This window comes from Microbulbifer maximicatervae (SeqCode) (assembly GCF_052467385.1).
The window spans coordinates 3,103,113-3,118,704 of sequence record NZ_CP174311.1 but is presented as its reverse complement, the minus strand read 5'-3'; the positions used below and the strand labels follow the sequence as shown (position 1 = coordinate 3,118,704).

At 50.2% G+C, this 15,592-nt stretch carries 10 protein-coding genes; 5 read left to right on the top strand and 5 right to left on the bottom strand.

Annotated elements, in window-relative coordinates:
- Window positions 1-885: 885 nt before the first annotated feature.
- The 3 genes from ACJJIR_RS13125 (at window position 886) to ACJJIR_RS13115 (ending at window position 8,131) form a co-directional block, all read left to right on the top strand.
- Complete coding sequence (locus tag ACJJIR_RS13125; protein WP_444905695.1) at window positions 886-3,102, top strand: M3 family metallopeptidase; 2,217 nt, start codon at window positions 886-888, stop codon at window positions 3,100-3,102.
- 509 nt (window positions 3,103-3,611) lie between these two features.
- Entirely contained in the window at window positions 3,612-6,014 is a 2,403-nt protein-coding gene (locus ACJJIR_RS13120; RefSeq protein WP_444905694.1) for a TonB-dependent receptor, read from the top strand.
- 107 nt (window positions 6,015-6,121) lie between these two features.
- Window positions 6,122-8,131 (top strand): tetratricopeptide repeat-containing sulfotransferase family protein, encoded by a 2,010-nt coding sequence (locus ACJJIR_RS13115; protein ID WP_444908423.1) that lies wholly within the window; start codon window positions 6,122-6,124, stop codon window positions 8,129-8,131.
- A 510-nt stretch (window positions 8,132-8,641) separates the two neighbouring features.
- Here the strand turns inward: ACJJIR_RS13115 and ACJJIR_RS13110 are convergent.
- From ACJJIR_RS13110 to ACJJIR_RS13100, 3 genes are all read right to left on the bottom strand, one after another.
- Window positions 8,642-9,115 (bottom strand): GNAT family N-acetyltransferase, encoded by a 474-nt coding sequence (locus ACJJIR_RS13110; protein ID WP_444905693.1) that lies wholly within the window; start codon window positions 9,113-9,115, stop codon window positions 8,642-8,644.
- Window positions 9,116-9,318: 203 nt separating this feature from the next.
- Window positions 9,319-10,971, bottom strand: a complete 1,653-nt coding sequence (locus tag ACJJIR_RS13105) for an amidohydrolase (protein WP_444905692.1) — start codon at window positions 10,969-10,971, stop codon at window positions 9,319-9,321.
- Window positions 10,972-11,038: 67 nt separating this feature from the next.
- The gene (locus ACJJIR_RS13100) at window positions 11,039-12,205 is read right to left on the bottom strand and encodes a PQQ-dependent sugar dehydrogenase (protein WP_444905691.1); all 1,167 of its coding nucleotides are present in this window, start codon (window positions 12,203-12,205) and stop codon (window positions 11,039-11,041) included.
- 158 nt (window positions 12,206-12,363) lie between these two features.
- On the opposite strand from ACJJIR_RS13100, the gene ACJJIR_RS13095 reads away from it, so the two are divergent.
- Window positions 12,364-12,534, top strand: a complete 171-nt coding sequence (locus tag ACJJIR_RS13095; protein WP_444905690.1) for a DUF2905 domain-containing protein — start codon at window positions 12,364-12,366, stop codon at window positions 12,532-12,534.
- A 44-nt stretch (window positions 12,535-12,578) separates the two neighbouring features.
- Here ACJJIR_RS13095 and ACJJIR_RS13090 read toward each other — a convergent pair whose 3' ends face one another.
- The gene (locus ACJJIR_RS13090; protein ID WP_444905689.1) at window positions 12,579-13,685 is read right to left on the bottom strand and encodes an L-dopachrome tautomerase-related protein; all 1,107 of its coding nucleotides are present in this window, start codon (window positions 13,683-13,685) and stop codon (window positions 12,579-12,581) included.
- 27 nt (window positions 13,686-13,712) lie between these two features.
- Entirely contained in the window at window positions 13,713-14,447 is a 735-nt protein-coding gene (locus ACJJIR_RS13085; protein ID WP_444905688.1) for a glycine betaine ABC transporter substrate-binding protein, read from the bottom strand.
- 123 nt (window positions 14,448-14,570) lie between these two features.
- Here ACJJIR_RS13085 and ACJJIR_RS13080 point away from each other — a divergent pair, with 123 nt between their 5' ends.
- Window positions 14,571-15,482 (top strand): LysR family transcriptional regulator, encoded by a 912-nt coding sequence (locus ACJJIR_RS13080; RefSeq protein WP_413665260.1) that lies wholly within the window; start codon window positions 14,571-14,573, stop codon window positions 15,480-15,482.
- Window positions 15,483-15,592 lie beyond the last annotated feature (110 nt).

Genomic DNA, 15,592 nt, shown 5'->3' with positions numbered 1-15,592 from the left:
TCCCTACTTTTAATCAGTTAAGCGAAAGTATGAATAAAATAAAAAGCTAGGTTTTCTGGGTTGATATTTGTGCCTAAAAAAGAGCGCCTGCTTTTTGTTTAAATATTGCCCAGTTTGTCTTGAGTAGATAAATATTGTTTTGAAGTTTTAATAGTGTTTTTTAATGGAGATAATTATGAAAAGTCGCATAAGTTAAGCGCGGTTGCTTGGCGTCTATAGCTTTATTTTCGAAGTGCATTGATACGTATGGCAAATATTCTGATATTTTTACCGGTTGTCGCTCATTACACTTCTCTGCAGGGGAATATTTCCGGTAGTCAAGGGTTTTATATTGAGGTGACTATTTTCAATAGAGAAAAATTTATCTAATTATAAATGGGAGCAGGTTTCCCTAAATATATTTAAATGTGTTTGTTTGTGTTTAGTTTGGGGGCGGTTTTATTGGTCGCTAATTGTCTTAAATGAAACTTGGTTTCCTGCTGGGGGCTCCTCTGATTTAAAGCATCAGTTTTAGGTGCGAGGTAATACTCTTTAGTTTTTAAAAAGGCAAACAAGGATGTGGAGCTGCAATAGCTTGTTGCCGAAGGCTTTGTTTGTGTTGGGGTTTAAGTGAGCTGCTGATGGTGATGGAAGTAAACTGACTATGACCGAGTAGGCGATATGGGCCGAATTTTTTGATTTGGTTCCTTCAGAAGGGACCATTGAATAGGAGAGGTGTGGGCAGCCTAGACCGTATGGTCAAAGTCGAAGGAGGTCGTCGTGTATTTCTTTCACTCTGCCGCAGCCTTGGCTGAGAATGGCGGTAGTATTGGCGGGCAGAGGCCAACTGGGGTTAAACTCCCGCTCTTAAAACTATTACAAAGCTCTATCCTAGAGGAGATACCGATGCGTCAAACAATGATCGCACTATCCGTGGCCGCAGCTCTTGCGGTAGTGGGCGGTTGTGGTGAAAAGACACAACAGGCTGAGGTGGTCAAAGATACCGTGAATGCCGAGAAGTCCATGGCTGTAAGTCCTGAGCACGCCAGCAACATGCTATTGGCGGAGTGGACAGGTCCTTTTGGTGGTGTTCCTGCGTTTGACAAGATGAATCTTGAAGATCTCAAGCCCGCAATTGAGAAGGGTATTGAGATGAATCTGGCAGAGCTGGACGCCATAGCCGCCGATCCTGCCAAGCCTACTTTCGCCAACACTTTCGTTCCGATGGAGCGCAGTGGTGCAGAGTTGGGTCGTGCATCTTCTTATTATGGAATCTGGGCCGGTAATATGTCCTCCCCGGAATTCCGAGAGGTTCAGCGCGAACTGGCACCTCTGTGGGCTGACTACGAGTCCAAGATTTACCAGAACAAGGCTCTCTTTAAGCGTATCCAGTCTATCTATGATCAGCGTGAATCAATGGATTTGGACGCTGAGCAGAAGCGCGTAGTCGAGTTGGTATATACCCAGTTCGCAACCAATGGCGCCACCCTTGAAGGGGAAAAGAAAGAGCGCTATGCAGAAATCAATAAGCGCTTGGCGGAACTCTATACAAAGTTCTCCAATAATGTACTGGCTGATGAGGAAGGTTACGACATCTTCCTGACTAAAGATCAGCTGGGCGGCCTGCCGGATTCCTTTGTCGCTGCTGCGGCGGCCCTGGCGGAAGAGAAGGGCGAAAAAGGTAAGTACGCTATTACCAATACCCGCTCCTCCATGGATCCCTTCCTGACTTACTCTGACAATCGCGAGTTGCGTAAGCAGATTTGGACCAATTACTACAGCCGTGGTGACAATGGTGATGAGCATGATAACAACGCTATCATCGCTGAAATCCTGAAGCTGCGCGACGAGCGTGTTGGCCTGCAAGGTTTCGACAACTACGCCCAGTGGCGTCTGCGTGATCGTATGGCCAAATCACCTGAGCGCGCCATGGAGTTGATGGAAGCGGTTTGGCCGGCGGCAGTTGGTCGCGTGAAGGAAGAAGTGGCTGATATGCAGGCTGTGGCTGATGCCGAGAAAGCCAATATCACTATTGAGCCCTGGGACTACCGCTACTACGCAGAAAAAGTTCGCAAGGCCAAGTACGACCTGAACTCCGATGAAGTTAAACAGTACTTGCAGCTGGATAACCTGCGTGAAGCCATGTTCTATGTGGCTGGTGAGTTGTTCAATTTTGAGTTCACTCCAGTGAAGGAAGGCTCAGTACCGGTATTCCATGAAGATGTTAAGGTCTGGGAAGTTACCGATAAGACGAGCGGCGACCATATCGGCCTCTGGTACCTGGACCCATTTGCTCGCGCGGGTAAGCGTTCTGGAGCCTGGGCAACCATGTACCGCGACCACTCCACTTTCGATGGTAAGAAGAACGTTCTCTCTTCCAACAACTCCAACTTTATCAAGGGCGCTCCCGGTGAGCCTGTACTGGTAAGCTGGGATGATGCAGAGACTTTCTTCCACGAGTTTGGCCATGCGCTGCACTTCCTTGCGTCCAACGTCACTTACCCGACCTTAAATGGCGGTGTGCGTGACTACACTGAGTTTCAGTCTCAGCTGCTGGAGCGCTGGTTGTCTACCGATGCGGTAATCGATAACTATCTGGTGCACTACAAAACTGGTGAGCCGATCCCTGCGGATCTGGTGAAAAAGATCAAGAAAGCAGCCAAGTTCAACTCAGGCTTTAGCACTACTGAGTACCTGGCATCTGCATTGGTGGATATGAAGTTCCACACTGCTGACCCTGAAGGTATCGATCCAGACAAGTTTGAGCGTGAAACTTTGAAGAAGCTGGGTATGCCGGATGAACTGGTGATGCGTCACCGCTCTCCTCATTTTGGTCATATCTTCTCCGGTGAAGGCTACGCGGCCAGCTACTACGGCTACATGTGGGCCGACGTACTGACCTCCGATGCCTCTGAGGCTTTCGCCGAGTCCAAAGGCGGCTTCTACGATAAGGAAGTGGCGGCGAGACTGGTTAAATACTTGTTCGCTCCTCGCAATGCGTTGGACCCGGCAGACGCTTACCGCTCTTTCCGCGGTCGCGATGCCAATATCGAAGCGTTAATGCGCGATCGTGGCTTCCCGATCCCTGAAAAGAAAAAGACTACTGTTGCTGTTAAAGACTAACAGGGAGTCCTTAACAGTAGCCCCAAAAAGGCCGCATCAATTGATGCGGCCTTTTTTGTTTCTCTCCCCGGCAACCTCTCCAGTATTTGCATTGATCCCCTTCGCCTATGCGGTTATGCCTGCTTAGCTCGCCATCCAGGCAACAGGTTTATTAATTCTTTGTAGCCTAATTTTTTGATCTCAAAATATTACATCCCTAAAAAATACCAAAAAGTCACCAATTTCTCACAGAAAAATAACCATATTTCCGGGTGAAAATTGTACAAACTTTCACTTTTGAAGAATTTTGTATAGAATTCCGCCCAAAATTTGTACCGGCGGCCTTATTTTTCTGCATTTTTGCCTTTCTACATTAGTTAGATCAGTTCATTTTGGCGCTGAATCAGCGCTGTATCTTCTGGCAAATTATTACAGTACTAAGCAAATGTACGGCTGGAGCAGGGGCATCGAGCCCCTGGCCTTGGGGTATTGGGCGGAACAAAAATCAAAATGAACGCAAGGAGAAGTCTGTGTTTGAGAAAAGCAAATTGCACTGCGCCATACTGACGACAGGCGCAGCAGTATTGAGCAGCCAGTCGACACTCGCTGAGCCGAGACAAATCGAGGAGGTGACGGTTACTGCGACCAAGCGAGCCGAAAGCGCACAGGATATTCCGGTGACGGTTCAAGCTTTGGGGGAGGAGAGCCTGGACAATCTGAACGTCTCCAACTTTGATGATTACATCCGTTTTATGCCCAATGTCACTGCCGGTGGTCGTGGTCCCGGGCAGTCTTCCATTTACATTCGTGGTATGGCCACTGAGACCATCGCCACCCAGCTGTCCCAAGCTAATGGCACCGCGCCCAATGTCGCTCTCTATCTGGATGAGTCACCGGTGAGTATTGGTGGCAGAAACCTGGATGTTTACGTGACCGATATTGAACGGGTCGAAGTCTTGAAAGGTCCCCAGGGCACTCTATTTGGCGCCAGTTCCCAGGCCGGCACTGTACGCTTGATTACCAATAAGCCGCAGCTGGATGAATTCGATCTCAGCATCGAAGCAGGATTGGCAACCACCAAAGGTGGCGAGTTGTCCGATAGCTTGGAAACCATGATCAACCTGCCCTTGATTGAGGACAGGCTGGCCCTGCGCATGGCAGCCTATCAGTCCAATGAGGGGGGGTATATTGATAATGTGGCCGGCACCTACACCCCGGATGCCTCTATAAATCCGGCCTGGGAGGGACTGCCGGTTGCCAGTGCCAACAACGAAGATTTGGTAGAGGAAGATTTTAACGATTCCAGCTACAAAGGTGTTCGCGTTGGCGTAAATTATGTGATCAACGATGATTGGTCACTACTGGTGCAGCACACGCACCAGGACCTGGAAGCCGACGGTGTTTTCGATCACGATCCGGAAGAGGTAGGTGATCTGGAAGTGCGCCGTTATTTCGAAGATTCCCTGGAAGACAGCTTCGACCTGACAAGCTGGACGCTGGAAGGCCGCATTGCCGCTTTGGATGTGGTTTATACCGGTGCCTACCTCGATCGCGAGGTGGAGCAGTCTATGGACTACACCGGTTACAACGATGTGGGCAACTACGTGGCCTACTACACCTGTAACTACGTGGATACTTGCTATGACCCCACCAAAGGCTACGTTGGCACTGTGGAAAATACACGCAGCAGCCACGAGCTGCGTTTCTCCACACCGCAGGATAATCCGCTGCGCCTGACCATTGGTGCCTTCTACGAGGATATTGAAATCCTTGATCAGGGTAACTTTGTCTACTCCTCAATCATCGATCTCGGCTTCCCAGAAAACTATCCGCGTGGCTGGTCGCCTGATACTACCGACCCGGTGCAGTCCACCGCGATCGATACTAGTGCGCGGCCGGCGGGCGTGGCGTTTTTCAATGATATTACCCGTCAGGAAGAGCAGTTGGCCTTTTTTGGTGAGCTGACATATGACATCAATGATCAGCTCAGCGCTACAGTTGGCCTGCGCCACTACGATATTGATGTGAAGCTGCTGGGCTCCGCCAATTCCTCATTTGGCAATGCCGGTGGGGTCGACGTGGATATGTATGGCGATAACCTCGATTCCAAGTGGGATGAGATGGGGATTGATGTGCCAATGAATGAGAGCGGTGTTATCAGTAAATTCACCCTCAGTTACACACCTACTGACGACATGCTGCTGTATGCCACTTATTCAGAAGGCTTCCGTCCTCCCGCTTACAATCGTGGTGGAGGTAATGGCAACGAAACCACAACCGTTCCCTACACCATTACTACCGATACCGTCGACAACTACGAAGCGGGCTGGAAAACGACACTGCTGGATCACAGCTTGCAGTTTAATGGCAGTATCTACTATGTAGAGTGGAGTGATATCCAGACAGCGGTATTTGATCCAGATGTCTATTTCCTGTTCTATCTGGATAATGCCCTGGATGCAGAGATTCGCGGTATCGAGGCAGATGTAACCTGGTTGCCCACGGATAACCTGCAACTTATCGGTGCTGTTTCTTACAACGATACCGAGATTACCCATGTGCCGGAAAGCGCAGCTAATGTGGCCCCAGAAGGTAGTGAACTGGCTCTTTCACCTCCTCTGCAATTTAATCTGCGGGCTCGCTACGAGTGGGAGCTTGCCGGGTTTGATGCCTACTGGCAGGCCGGAGTTGCCTATAGCGATGAAGCCTGGAGTTCTATAGTGATCGACCCGAATGATCGCTATAAGCAGGACGCCTACACAACTGCGGATGCATCCTTCGGTCTACGTGAATCCCACTGGGGTACGGAGCTCTATGTCGAGAATCTCACTGATGAGCGCGCAGAGTTGTTTATTAATACTCTGGATAATTCCAAGCGAATTACCACCAACCGCCCTCGTACAGTGGGCTTGCGTGTATCTTACGATTTCTAACTGGCAGCCCCTCTGGTAATTCAATGTTGAGGGGCGTAGTTTGAGTGGGGTGTGCCCAGTGCGCGCCCCCTATGTAATTACAAACTAATGAGATATTGCCCTTGTCAGTGCAGTCCCACAACTCCCAATCTGATGCCCTCCAGGCTGAACTCACCCAAAAAATCCGAGTCGCGCTGAAGGGGCGGAGTTTTTCCAGCGCTGCTGAACAGGCTCAACAGCTGGTGGACAAGTTTCCGGGTGACCCGGAAAGCTATTATTTATTGGCGGTGAGCCTGAGATATTTGGGGAGTACTGATCGGGCCCAGGCGGTAATTGACATGTTGCTGAAACTGGATAGCTCACATGCCCGTGCCTATCAGGAACAGGGGCATAACTTTGCCAAGTTGGGCGGGCTTTCGGAGCAGGTGGAGGCGTATCGGCAGGCGCTGGAATTGAATCCGGCCCTACATGCCAGTTGGAAGGGGCTCGCTGTGGGGTTGCGGGCACAAGGCAAAGAGCCCGATGCCCTAAAGGCCCTGCGCCAATTCCAGCATCTGCAAAGCCTGCCTCCAGCACTACTGAGTGCCACCAGCCTATTGTATGAGAAGAAACTATATAAGGCGGAGCAACTTTGCCGCAGTTTTCTGCAAAAGAATAAGCATCATCCAGAAGCAATGCGCTTGCTGGCATTAATTGGCGCCGAGCTGGGGGTGCTCGATGATGCAGATTTCCTGCTGGAAAGCTGTCTCGAAATGAACCCCCACTTCCATCAGGCGCGTTTCGATTATATCGGTGTATTGCGCAAGAGGCAGAAGTTTGCCGCCGCCTTGGCGCAGGCCCGCATGTTGCGGGATGGCCAGGGTGGGCAGCAGAGTGACATTCTTTTCGCCACGCAGTGCGCCATGGTTGGAGATTATCAGACTGCATTGCAGATCTATGATCAGGTCCTGGCTGAATCTCCCCGATTGCATGGCGTCCTACTGCAGCGGGGGCACGCTCTTAAAACGATAGGCGAAGCTGACCAGGCCATTAATGCCTATCGGGCTTCTTACGAGTCCAGGCCGGATTTTGGTGATGCCTATTGGAGCCTGGCGAATATGAAAACTTACCGCTTTGATGATGCTGAAATTGAGCAGATGCAAGAGTTACAAGGGGGGCCAGCCACTGAGCGGGAAGATCGTTACCACCTTTGCTTCTCTTTGGGTAAGGCTCTGGAGGATCGCGGACAATATACAGAATCTTTTTCCTGGTATGAGCTGGGGAATGGGCTAAAGCAGCAAGAGTGCCAGTACAGCATTGAACAAAACCGCAGGGATACAGATTTACAAATTGCTCACTGCACGCCGGAACTGTTTAGCAAAAACCTGAATTCCGGCTTTAATTCGCCAGACCCGATTTTTATAGTGGGATTGCCTCGCGCCGGTTCTACCCTGCTGGAGCAGATTCTCGCTTCCCACCCGCAAGTGGATGGTACTTTTGAGTTGCACAATATTCTGGCTTCCGCCCGCCGCTTGGATGGCCGTCGACGGACCAGTGACGAACCCCGTTATCCGGGGGTGCTGCAAGCGCTGAGTGCCGACCAGCTCGCACAGATCGGCCAGCGCTATATCGAAGAAACTGCAATACATCGTGGTAAGGCTGCCTTCTTTATCGATAAGATGCCGAATAATTTTCGCCATATCGGTTTAATTCAATTGGCGCTCCCCAATGCAAAAATTATCGATGCCCGCCGCCATCCTATGGCTTGTTGCTTTAGTGGATTTAAGCAGTTGTTTGCGGAGGGGCAGGAGTTTACCTATGGTCTGGAGCAGATTGGTGAATATTATCACGACTATGTTCGTTTGATGGATCACTGGGACCAAGTGCTACCGGGTAAAGTCCTGCGAGTGCATTATGAAAACGTGGTGAATGACCTGGAAGGGCAGGTGCGTCGTTTACTGGACTACTGCGGCCTGCCATTTGCTGAAGAATGCCTGGAGTTCCACCGTACCGAACGCGCCGTGCGTACACCTAGTGCAGAGCAGGTTCGCCAGCCTATTTACCGCAGCGGTACGGATCAGTGGAAGCATTTTGAATCTGAGCTGGAGCCTTTAAAGGAAATATTGTCTGAGGAGTTAGAGGCATATCTGGCGTCCTGACTGGAATGTGACCTAGCAGCAGTTAGTTCTTTAGTTCCATTCAGGAAGATGATGCATTGGGTCGATAAGGCAAAGATTGATGCCTACTCGCCTTCAAATTTCAGCTTAGCCTCCTCAACAAGTCTTTCATGCTAAGGCCGAGTCATGTCTGAGCGCGATTTGCGTACTTTAGTTGTATTCAATTTCATCCAATAGTCACACTCAATGGCGGCTAAAATGTATCCAGGCTTTCCTTTTATAAACAAATCCTGGTGAATTTTTTTGAGCGAATTTTTTCTGTGAATTTTCATTTGGTCGGAGCGGATTTACAAGGTGTTGGCAAGTTAGCAGTTTTACACTGCTATAAATTAACTTCTTAATTATTTACTGACATCTATGATGATATTAGCTTATCTGGGGGTTTCAATATGAGAGGGTCAATCTTGTTCGGGGTGTGCCGAAAATATCTTGTGGCAAGTAAGGCTGTACAAATTTGTTTGATAAATCTAATCTGAAAGAAATGTTAGTTTTTTAGCTTGGTTGTTTGCTAATATTTTTGGTTAGTTCTAATAGTAATCTTAAGGTATCTTTATGCCGGACTCCATCCTCAACAATGGGTTGATCATAGTTGTGTAAGAAATAATCTTTAACAACAGATTCAACCCTGAATCCATGGCGTTGATAAAAGGTCAGCTGGTAACCAAATCTACCGGTGCTCAATTCAACTCTATGAACTCTCCTGGTGATGAGCTCTGATATGGAGAACTTTAACAGTTTTGATCCAATCCCTTGTTGCCGCATCTCAGGAGAAACTGAGATATTGAAAATCTCAGCGATTGCGGTATCAATTTCTTTTACTACGCATATACCTTCCACAGCGCCAGCATCAATTGCTGCGAAACACCAGGATTCAGGTAAATAGCTGTCTATTTTCCTCTTAGAGGGGTCAGCTTCGAGTAGAAGATACAAAGGTGCATCGCTTACGGGTATTTGGATGTATTTCATAGCGCGGTCTATTTGTTTCTATTTGAGGCGTTAACCTATGTGCGCTTTACCAATAGGGTTTTCTTGTATTCACAAAAAGTAGTATAGCAATAGTGCAATACAAGGCTCTTGGTGAATTATGGGACGGTCATTGTTTCTGCGAATACCGACTTTCGCCGGTATTCGTGGTTTGAAGTGCGGGAATAATGGAGGTTAGTGGTTGGCTACAGGGGTTTACGGTAGACCTGCTCTCCTTCAACCCAGGTCTCCAGAACTTGTACCTTCCAGATCTCCTGGGGAGCTATGGTAAAAATATCCTTATCCAGCAAAATAAAATCGGCGAACTTCCCGGCTTCAAGGTTGCCGATGACTTTCTCTTGATGGCTGGCATAGGCTGCATCCAGGGTAAAGGCGCGCAGGGCTTGCTCCAGAGTCATAGCTTCTTCAGTGCGCCAGCCTTTACTGGGATCTCCCTGGCGGTCGCGGCGGGTAACTGCGGCGTGTAGACCGAAAAGCGGGTTTGCAGGTTCTACAGGGAAGTCGGAACCTGCGGCGATGGGAGTGCCTTGCTCCAGCAGTGTCTGCCATGCGTAGGCGCCGATCAGGCGCTCATTCCCCAGGCGGTCGCCGGCCATGTTCTTATCGCTGGTAGCGTGAGTGGGCTGCATAGAGGCAATCAAGTTGAGCCGGGCGAAGCGCGGAATATCTTCCATCTCAATAACCTGGGCGTGCTCCACGCGATGACGATAGCTAGCCTGGCTCTCTGCCTTGTTTAGGGTTTCCAAATGGTTCAATACGATATGGTTAGCCCTGTCGCCGATTGCATGTACGTTAACCTGGAAGTTATTGTCGGTAGCCAGCTTGAGCAAAGCCAACATTTTGTCTTCCGGGTAGAGCAGCAGCCCCTTTTCCTGAGGACGGTCGTGGTAGGGCTCCAGCAGGGCAGCGCCTCGGCTTCCCAAGGCGCCATCGGCGGAAAGTTTAATGCTGCGCATATACAGCCGGTCCGAAGGCTCTCCAATATGCCCCGCCTGAAGTAACTGGGCATAGTTGTGGCTATCTACTGAAAGCATGGGGTAAATACGCAACGGGATGGCTTTCTTATTTGCCAGGTCTCGGTAGGCGTTCAGGGTCTGTTCGCTGATACCCGCATCATGCACACTGGTTAATCCCAGTGAGAGAGCGGTGGTAAATGCATTTTGTAGACTCTTTTTCTCCTGGGCTAAAGTAGGTGCGGGTATCGCCTTGTACATCAGGCTCATGGCGTTATCGATCAGGATGCCTGTCGGGTTGCCGTTTTCATCCCGTAGAATCTCACCGCCATCTGGTGATTGGGTTTCCTTGTCGATCCCCGCTAATTGCAGGGCCCTGGAATTGGCCCAACCTGCGTGGCCATCGACCCGGCGCAACCAAATTGGCTGCTCTATTTCCAATTTATCCAGTTGTTTACGGGTTGGGAAAGCTTTGTTGGGCCAGGTAACCTGGTTCCAGCCACGGCCCGATAGCCATTCGTCGGGCCCCAGATCCCGGGCGTACTTCTTGATGGCTGAGAGTGCTTCTGCAAGGGAGTGATCGCGTAAGTCCAATTCCCCGGTAAGTTGGCCCAGGCCCAGCATATGGCCGTGGGCATCAATTAGGCCTGGAAGTAGGGTTTTACCCTGCGCATCAATTCTATCGGCTGTAGGAAATTGCTTTTCCAACTGTTGATAGCTTCCAGTTGCCAGTACCTTGCCTTGATCAAAGGCTAAAGCATCGAACGTGAGTAGTTGATCATCAGTAGTTTGGTAGCCGGAAACATTGTGAATCAGAGTGGTGGACTGAACACACAGTGAGGTGGCCATAAGTAGAGTGGCGGTAAGGGGGCGGAAAAAACGCATAGATAGCTTGCCTTATAGGGCGACTTTTGAACCTCGCCCCAACTAGTCGAATATCTTAAAATTCGAGTTATTGTTTTGCTGGATCTATGCGCAGTAAACGGCCTTTGGGGCCATCGGTCAATATGTAAAGACTGCCATCCTGGCCAACTTCTGCGTCGCGTACGCGCTCCCCAATAGGTATCCTTAGCTCGCCAATGGCAGCGCCATCTTTTATCTGAATGATCCTTAAATCTTCGCTAACTAACCCGGCGGAAATAAGCCGTCCTTTCCATTCGGGGAAGGCATTGCCGGTGTAGAAGGCCAGTCCCCCAGGGGCATGGGTATCGAGCCAGGCCAGTGCGGGCGAGGTAAATTCTGGACCCTCGATTTTGAAGGCTATATTGGAGCCATCCCGGTAGTCCCGACCAAAAGTGACCCTTGGCCAGCCATAGTTACTGCCAGCTTTGAGGCGGTTCAATTCATCGCCTCCTGCGGGGCCGTGTTCGGAGGACCAGATCTCCCCACTTTGTTGATCGATCACCAATCCTTGGGGATTGCGGTGGCCAAAGCTCCAGATTTGCGGCAGGGCATCTGCTTGGTTTTTGAATGGGTTGTCGTCGGGAATTGAACCGTCCCCATTAATACGAATAATAGAGCCGAAGTGGGTTTGTAGGTTTTGGGCCTGTTCCCGGGCAAAAATATCGAGGAATTCTTGTGGGGGATTACCGCCATCGCCAATGGTAGCCAGCAACGTTTTATCGGGTAGGAAGGCGAGCCGGGAACCGAAGTGTGCGCCGTTATTTTTACCCTGCGCGGACTTGAATATCTCTTCAAAGTTTTCCAACTTGCCGTTATTCCATTTAGCCCGACCAATGGCAAGTCGGTTGTTGTCCATATTGCCAATGGCATAACTGAAGTAGAGCATCTGGTCTTGAGGGAAGGTGGGGCTCACAGCGATATCCAGTAGGCCCCCTTGGCCAAGAAACAAGATTTCTGCTGGAAACCCGATAGGGTCCGCCAATAATTTTCCATCTTTTACAATTCTGAGTTGTCCGCTGCGCTGGGTGATAAGAAAACTTCCATCGGGCAGGCTGGTTATACCCCAAGGGTATTCAAGTGGGCCGGCGACTGAAGTAAGGGTAACCTCTTCGGCGAGCGGGATAGTGCCTCGGGAAATCAAAGGATTATTCTGGCTATTGGCAGCAGTGCTAAAAAAGATGCAGATTGTGACAACTACACTAAGGAGGTATTTCACCACATGGCCTCTATCGATTTGTCTCGGGATTGAGCATAGATAGAGTAGTCACTGGGGAATGTCCAGGCAGTACGCCAGGGTAATTGTCAGGGCGTTAAATCACTCTGTAGGGAGGTGAATAGATATCCCGCTGGTTGATTATCGCAGGAATAATTTTAGTGTTGGTTGGGGTGCTATTGCACTTTTCCCCAGGGTTATTCAGCTGGTTCGGGCGCTTGCCGGGAGATATTCGTGTGGAGTCGGGGCGCACCCGTTTTTACTTTCCAATTGTATCGATGATTATCGTTAGTTTGGTATTGAGTTTACTGGTGAATTTATTTCGACGTTAATAAAAAACCGCCAGGGCAACTATCTCCTGGCGGTGAGAGGGAGTTTATGGAGTGTAGCGGAAGCGCATCAGCTTGTAGGGTGGCTTGGCATTACCAAGGCCAGAACTGAAAGCAGGATGCTGGTGAAGCTGATCCTGGGTGATATATACCCAGCCATTGCTAATAGCGAGGCTGTCAGGCCAAGAGAGCTGTTTGTCCTGTAACAGGATTTGGTAATTGCCCTGGGTGGTCAGTCCAATGGCGTTATTCTGCAGGTCGGTAACCAGCACGCCACCTTCCGGTGCCATTGCAATGCCATCACTGGGTTTTTTGGGGCCAAATTCTTCAACTTGTGCGGTTAGTTTACTCTCGGAAATATCGGCGTCCGCCAACTGTGCCGCAGGAAGGCGGAAGATTTTATCGCCGCTGAGGCTGCCAAAGTAGAGCCATTCTGCCTTCTCGTCCAGGGCAATGGGATTGAGACCAAAGTGCAGGCTTTTATTCGTATCACCTGCAGTTTTAGCCGCTAGCAAAACTCCGCCGATGATGAGATCCTGCTTTGGCGGCATAAATTCATTAGCGCTTTCCAGTACGCGCCGGGAGTGACCGGTTTTCAGGTCGACGACAATAATTGCCGGTTTGGTCGCACCGTTAAAATTACCGAAAGACATATCGGCGATGTAGATTTTTTGGCGCTTTTCATCCAGAGAAAAATCCTGCGGAAATGAATTTTCCACTAATGCGGACTTGGAGATTTCAATCTGTTGGTGCAGTTTATTATTGACGCTGTCCCAGGCGACAAGTTGGACGGGTGTATTTTCACCGCCCATATCCAAGATCCAGACGATGCCTTTGCTATCAGAGTGAATGCCAATTACTGATCCAAAGCCCACTTCACCTTGTTCAGGCCCATCCGCCCAATCTCGATTGGGGAAGGGTTGCTTGGAGCCGTTGGCCATTACCTCGAGCACTTTTAGTTTTGGTGCATCCAGTGGGTGCATGCTGACCAGTACCCGGCCATTGGGGGTGACAGTGACACCGGCAGCACGGGATTCGCTGAATTCAGTGACTGTTTGCAGGGACTCCGCTTTAGCTGCGTGAGTGACGCTGGTGGCTAAGCTGCCAACACCTGCAAGAGCCAGTGCGGCAAATAGTATTTTCGGGGACTTCATTACGACTTCCTTAAATTTTACGGTGTTTCAGTTTTTGGCTTGTTTGCGCAGCGCATCTTCCAAGGCGCTGAGCTTTTTGTTGCCGATATAAAGCTGGGACAGCGCAGCCATGGCGGCGCTGCCAATTTTCTGTTTGGCATCTTTGCGCACGATGAGCGTTGCTTCATCTTGAGTGCCGAGAAGCCCTTTGGGCTCTTTTAGTGCGCGGATGGTGTAGCGGTTGTGGAGAAATTGCGGGTGCCACAAGGGGATCACTACCCAGCGCTCCTGCGCTACGGCGTCTTCAAAACGGTTGAAGCAGTCCGCTTCTGTTCCCGGTCGGAATTCGTAACCTGCCTTATCGAGGCCATAGGCTTGGATCATTTCAGCGGAAAAGCGGCTAATACCCGCACCGGGATTGATTCCCTGGATCAGGCGATCCATGCGGGTGAGGGCTGGTTCGCTGAGTAGGTCATCAACGCTGGCAATTGCTTTTTCGGGCACATAATCCGGCACACCCCAGATACAGTGGGGCTCATACAGCACGGTCACTTTTTCGACCTGGTCCAGTATGGGGTTCAGATAGACCTCGTGGCTGGAAGGCAGCCAGGCCGAAGTTAGAAGGTCGATTTCCCCGTTTTTTAGCAACTCGAAGGCCGCCTCATGGGGGGCGGACTTGAAGCTGGTTTGGTGGCCGTGAGCCTCGAGAACCTTGGCGACTTCCCGAGCGCTGGCCTCGTGGAAAGAGAGCGCAATGTGTCCGATGCGAATACTGTTATCCATACCGAAACTCCCTAGTGTAAGTTTGTGACTGTGCAGTATTTACTGCGATAGGGGTATTGTGGTTGCTTTGATTTACCGGATAAACTGCTATTAATAGAAATCAATATTCGATATTTCCGATCAATGCTGATAGATAATCTCAAGTTGTTCCTGCAAATTGTTGATAAAGGTAGTCTGGTCGCTGCAGCGCGGGACTCGGGCCTATCTTCCAGCAGGGTTTCCGAGCGCCTTGCGGCATTGGAGTCGCACTTCGGTGTGGTGTTACTGAATCGAACAACCCGGGCAATTAGCCTGACAGAGGAAGGGCGCACCCTGATTGAGGGTGCTAAACAGATTCTGGGTGAAGTGGATGACCTTGAAAGCCGTATTCGATCAGGAGCGCAGACCCTGTCAGGTGGCATTCGCGTAAGTGCCCCCTGTGACTTGGGGCGGGCGATTGTGGCCCCGGAAATTGACCGCTTCTTACTGGATCACCCGGCTATTTCTATTGAATTGCTGTTGTCGGATGGTTATGTGGACATTGTCGGTCAGGGTATTGATATTGCCTTGCGTTTCGGTGCAATCACCGACAGTTCACTTCGGGTCAGGACCCTGAGCCAAAAGCAGCGCATCCTCTGCGCTTCTCCCAGCTATTTACAAGAGCGTGGCACTCCACAAAGGCCCGAGGACCTGAAGGGTCACAACTGTCTGGTAATGCGTTTCGGTGAAAACCTGGATAGCCACTGGCGCTTTCTCGACAGCCGCGATGGATCGGGGAGTGAGCAAACTGTGGTGGTACGCGGCGACCGGGTGACCAATGACGGGGAACTGGCTCGCCAGTGGTGCCTGAAGGGAAGTGGCATTATTTTAAAATCGGAATTGGATGTAGGGTCGGATATCCAGGCGGGCAGGCTGGTTCGCCTGCTAGAAGAGTACACTCCACCGCCGGTACCGCTTCAAATGTTGTTCCCTCCAAGCCGGGCCCAGCCGCGCCGGGTGGCGGTATTTGCAGACCGTTTGGCCATGAAATTTATATCCACTTCTGCGAGGATTTAATCGCCCCTCTCAAATTGATTGTTATCTTTATTTATTTTGAATTCAGGCCGTAAAGCTCTGGCATTTTTTTATTCTTCTATAATTAGACTTGTGACTTTCTAGTTCATTTA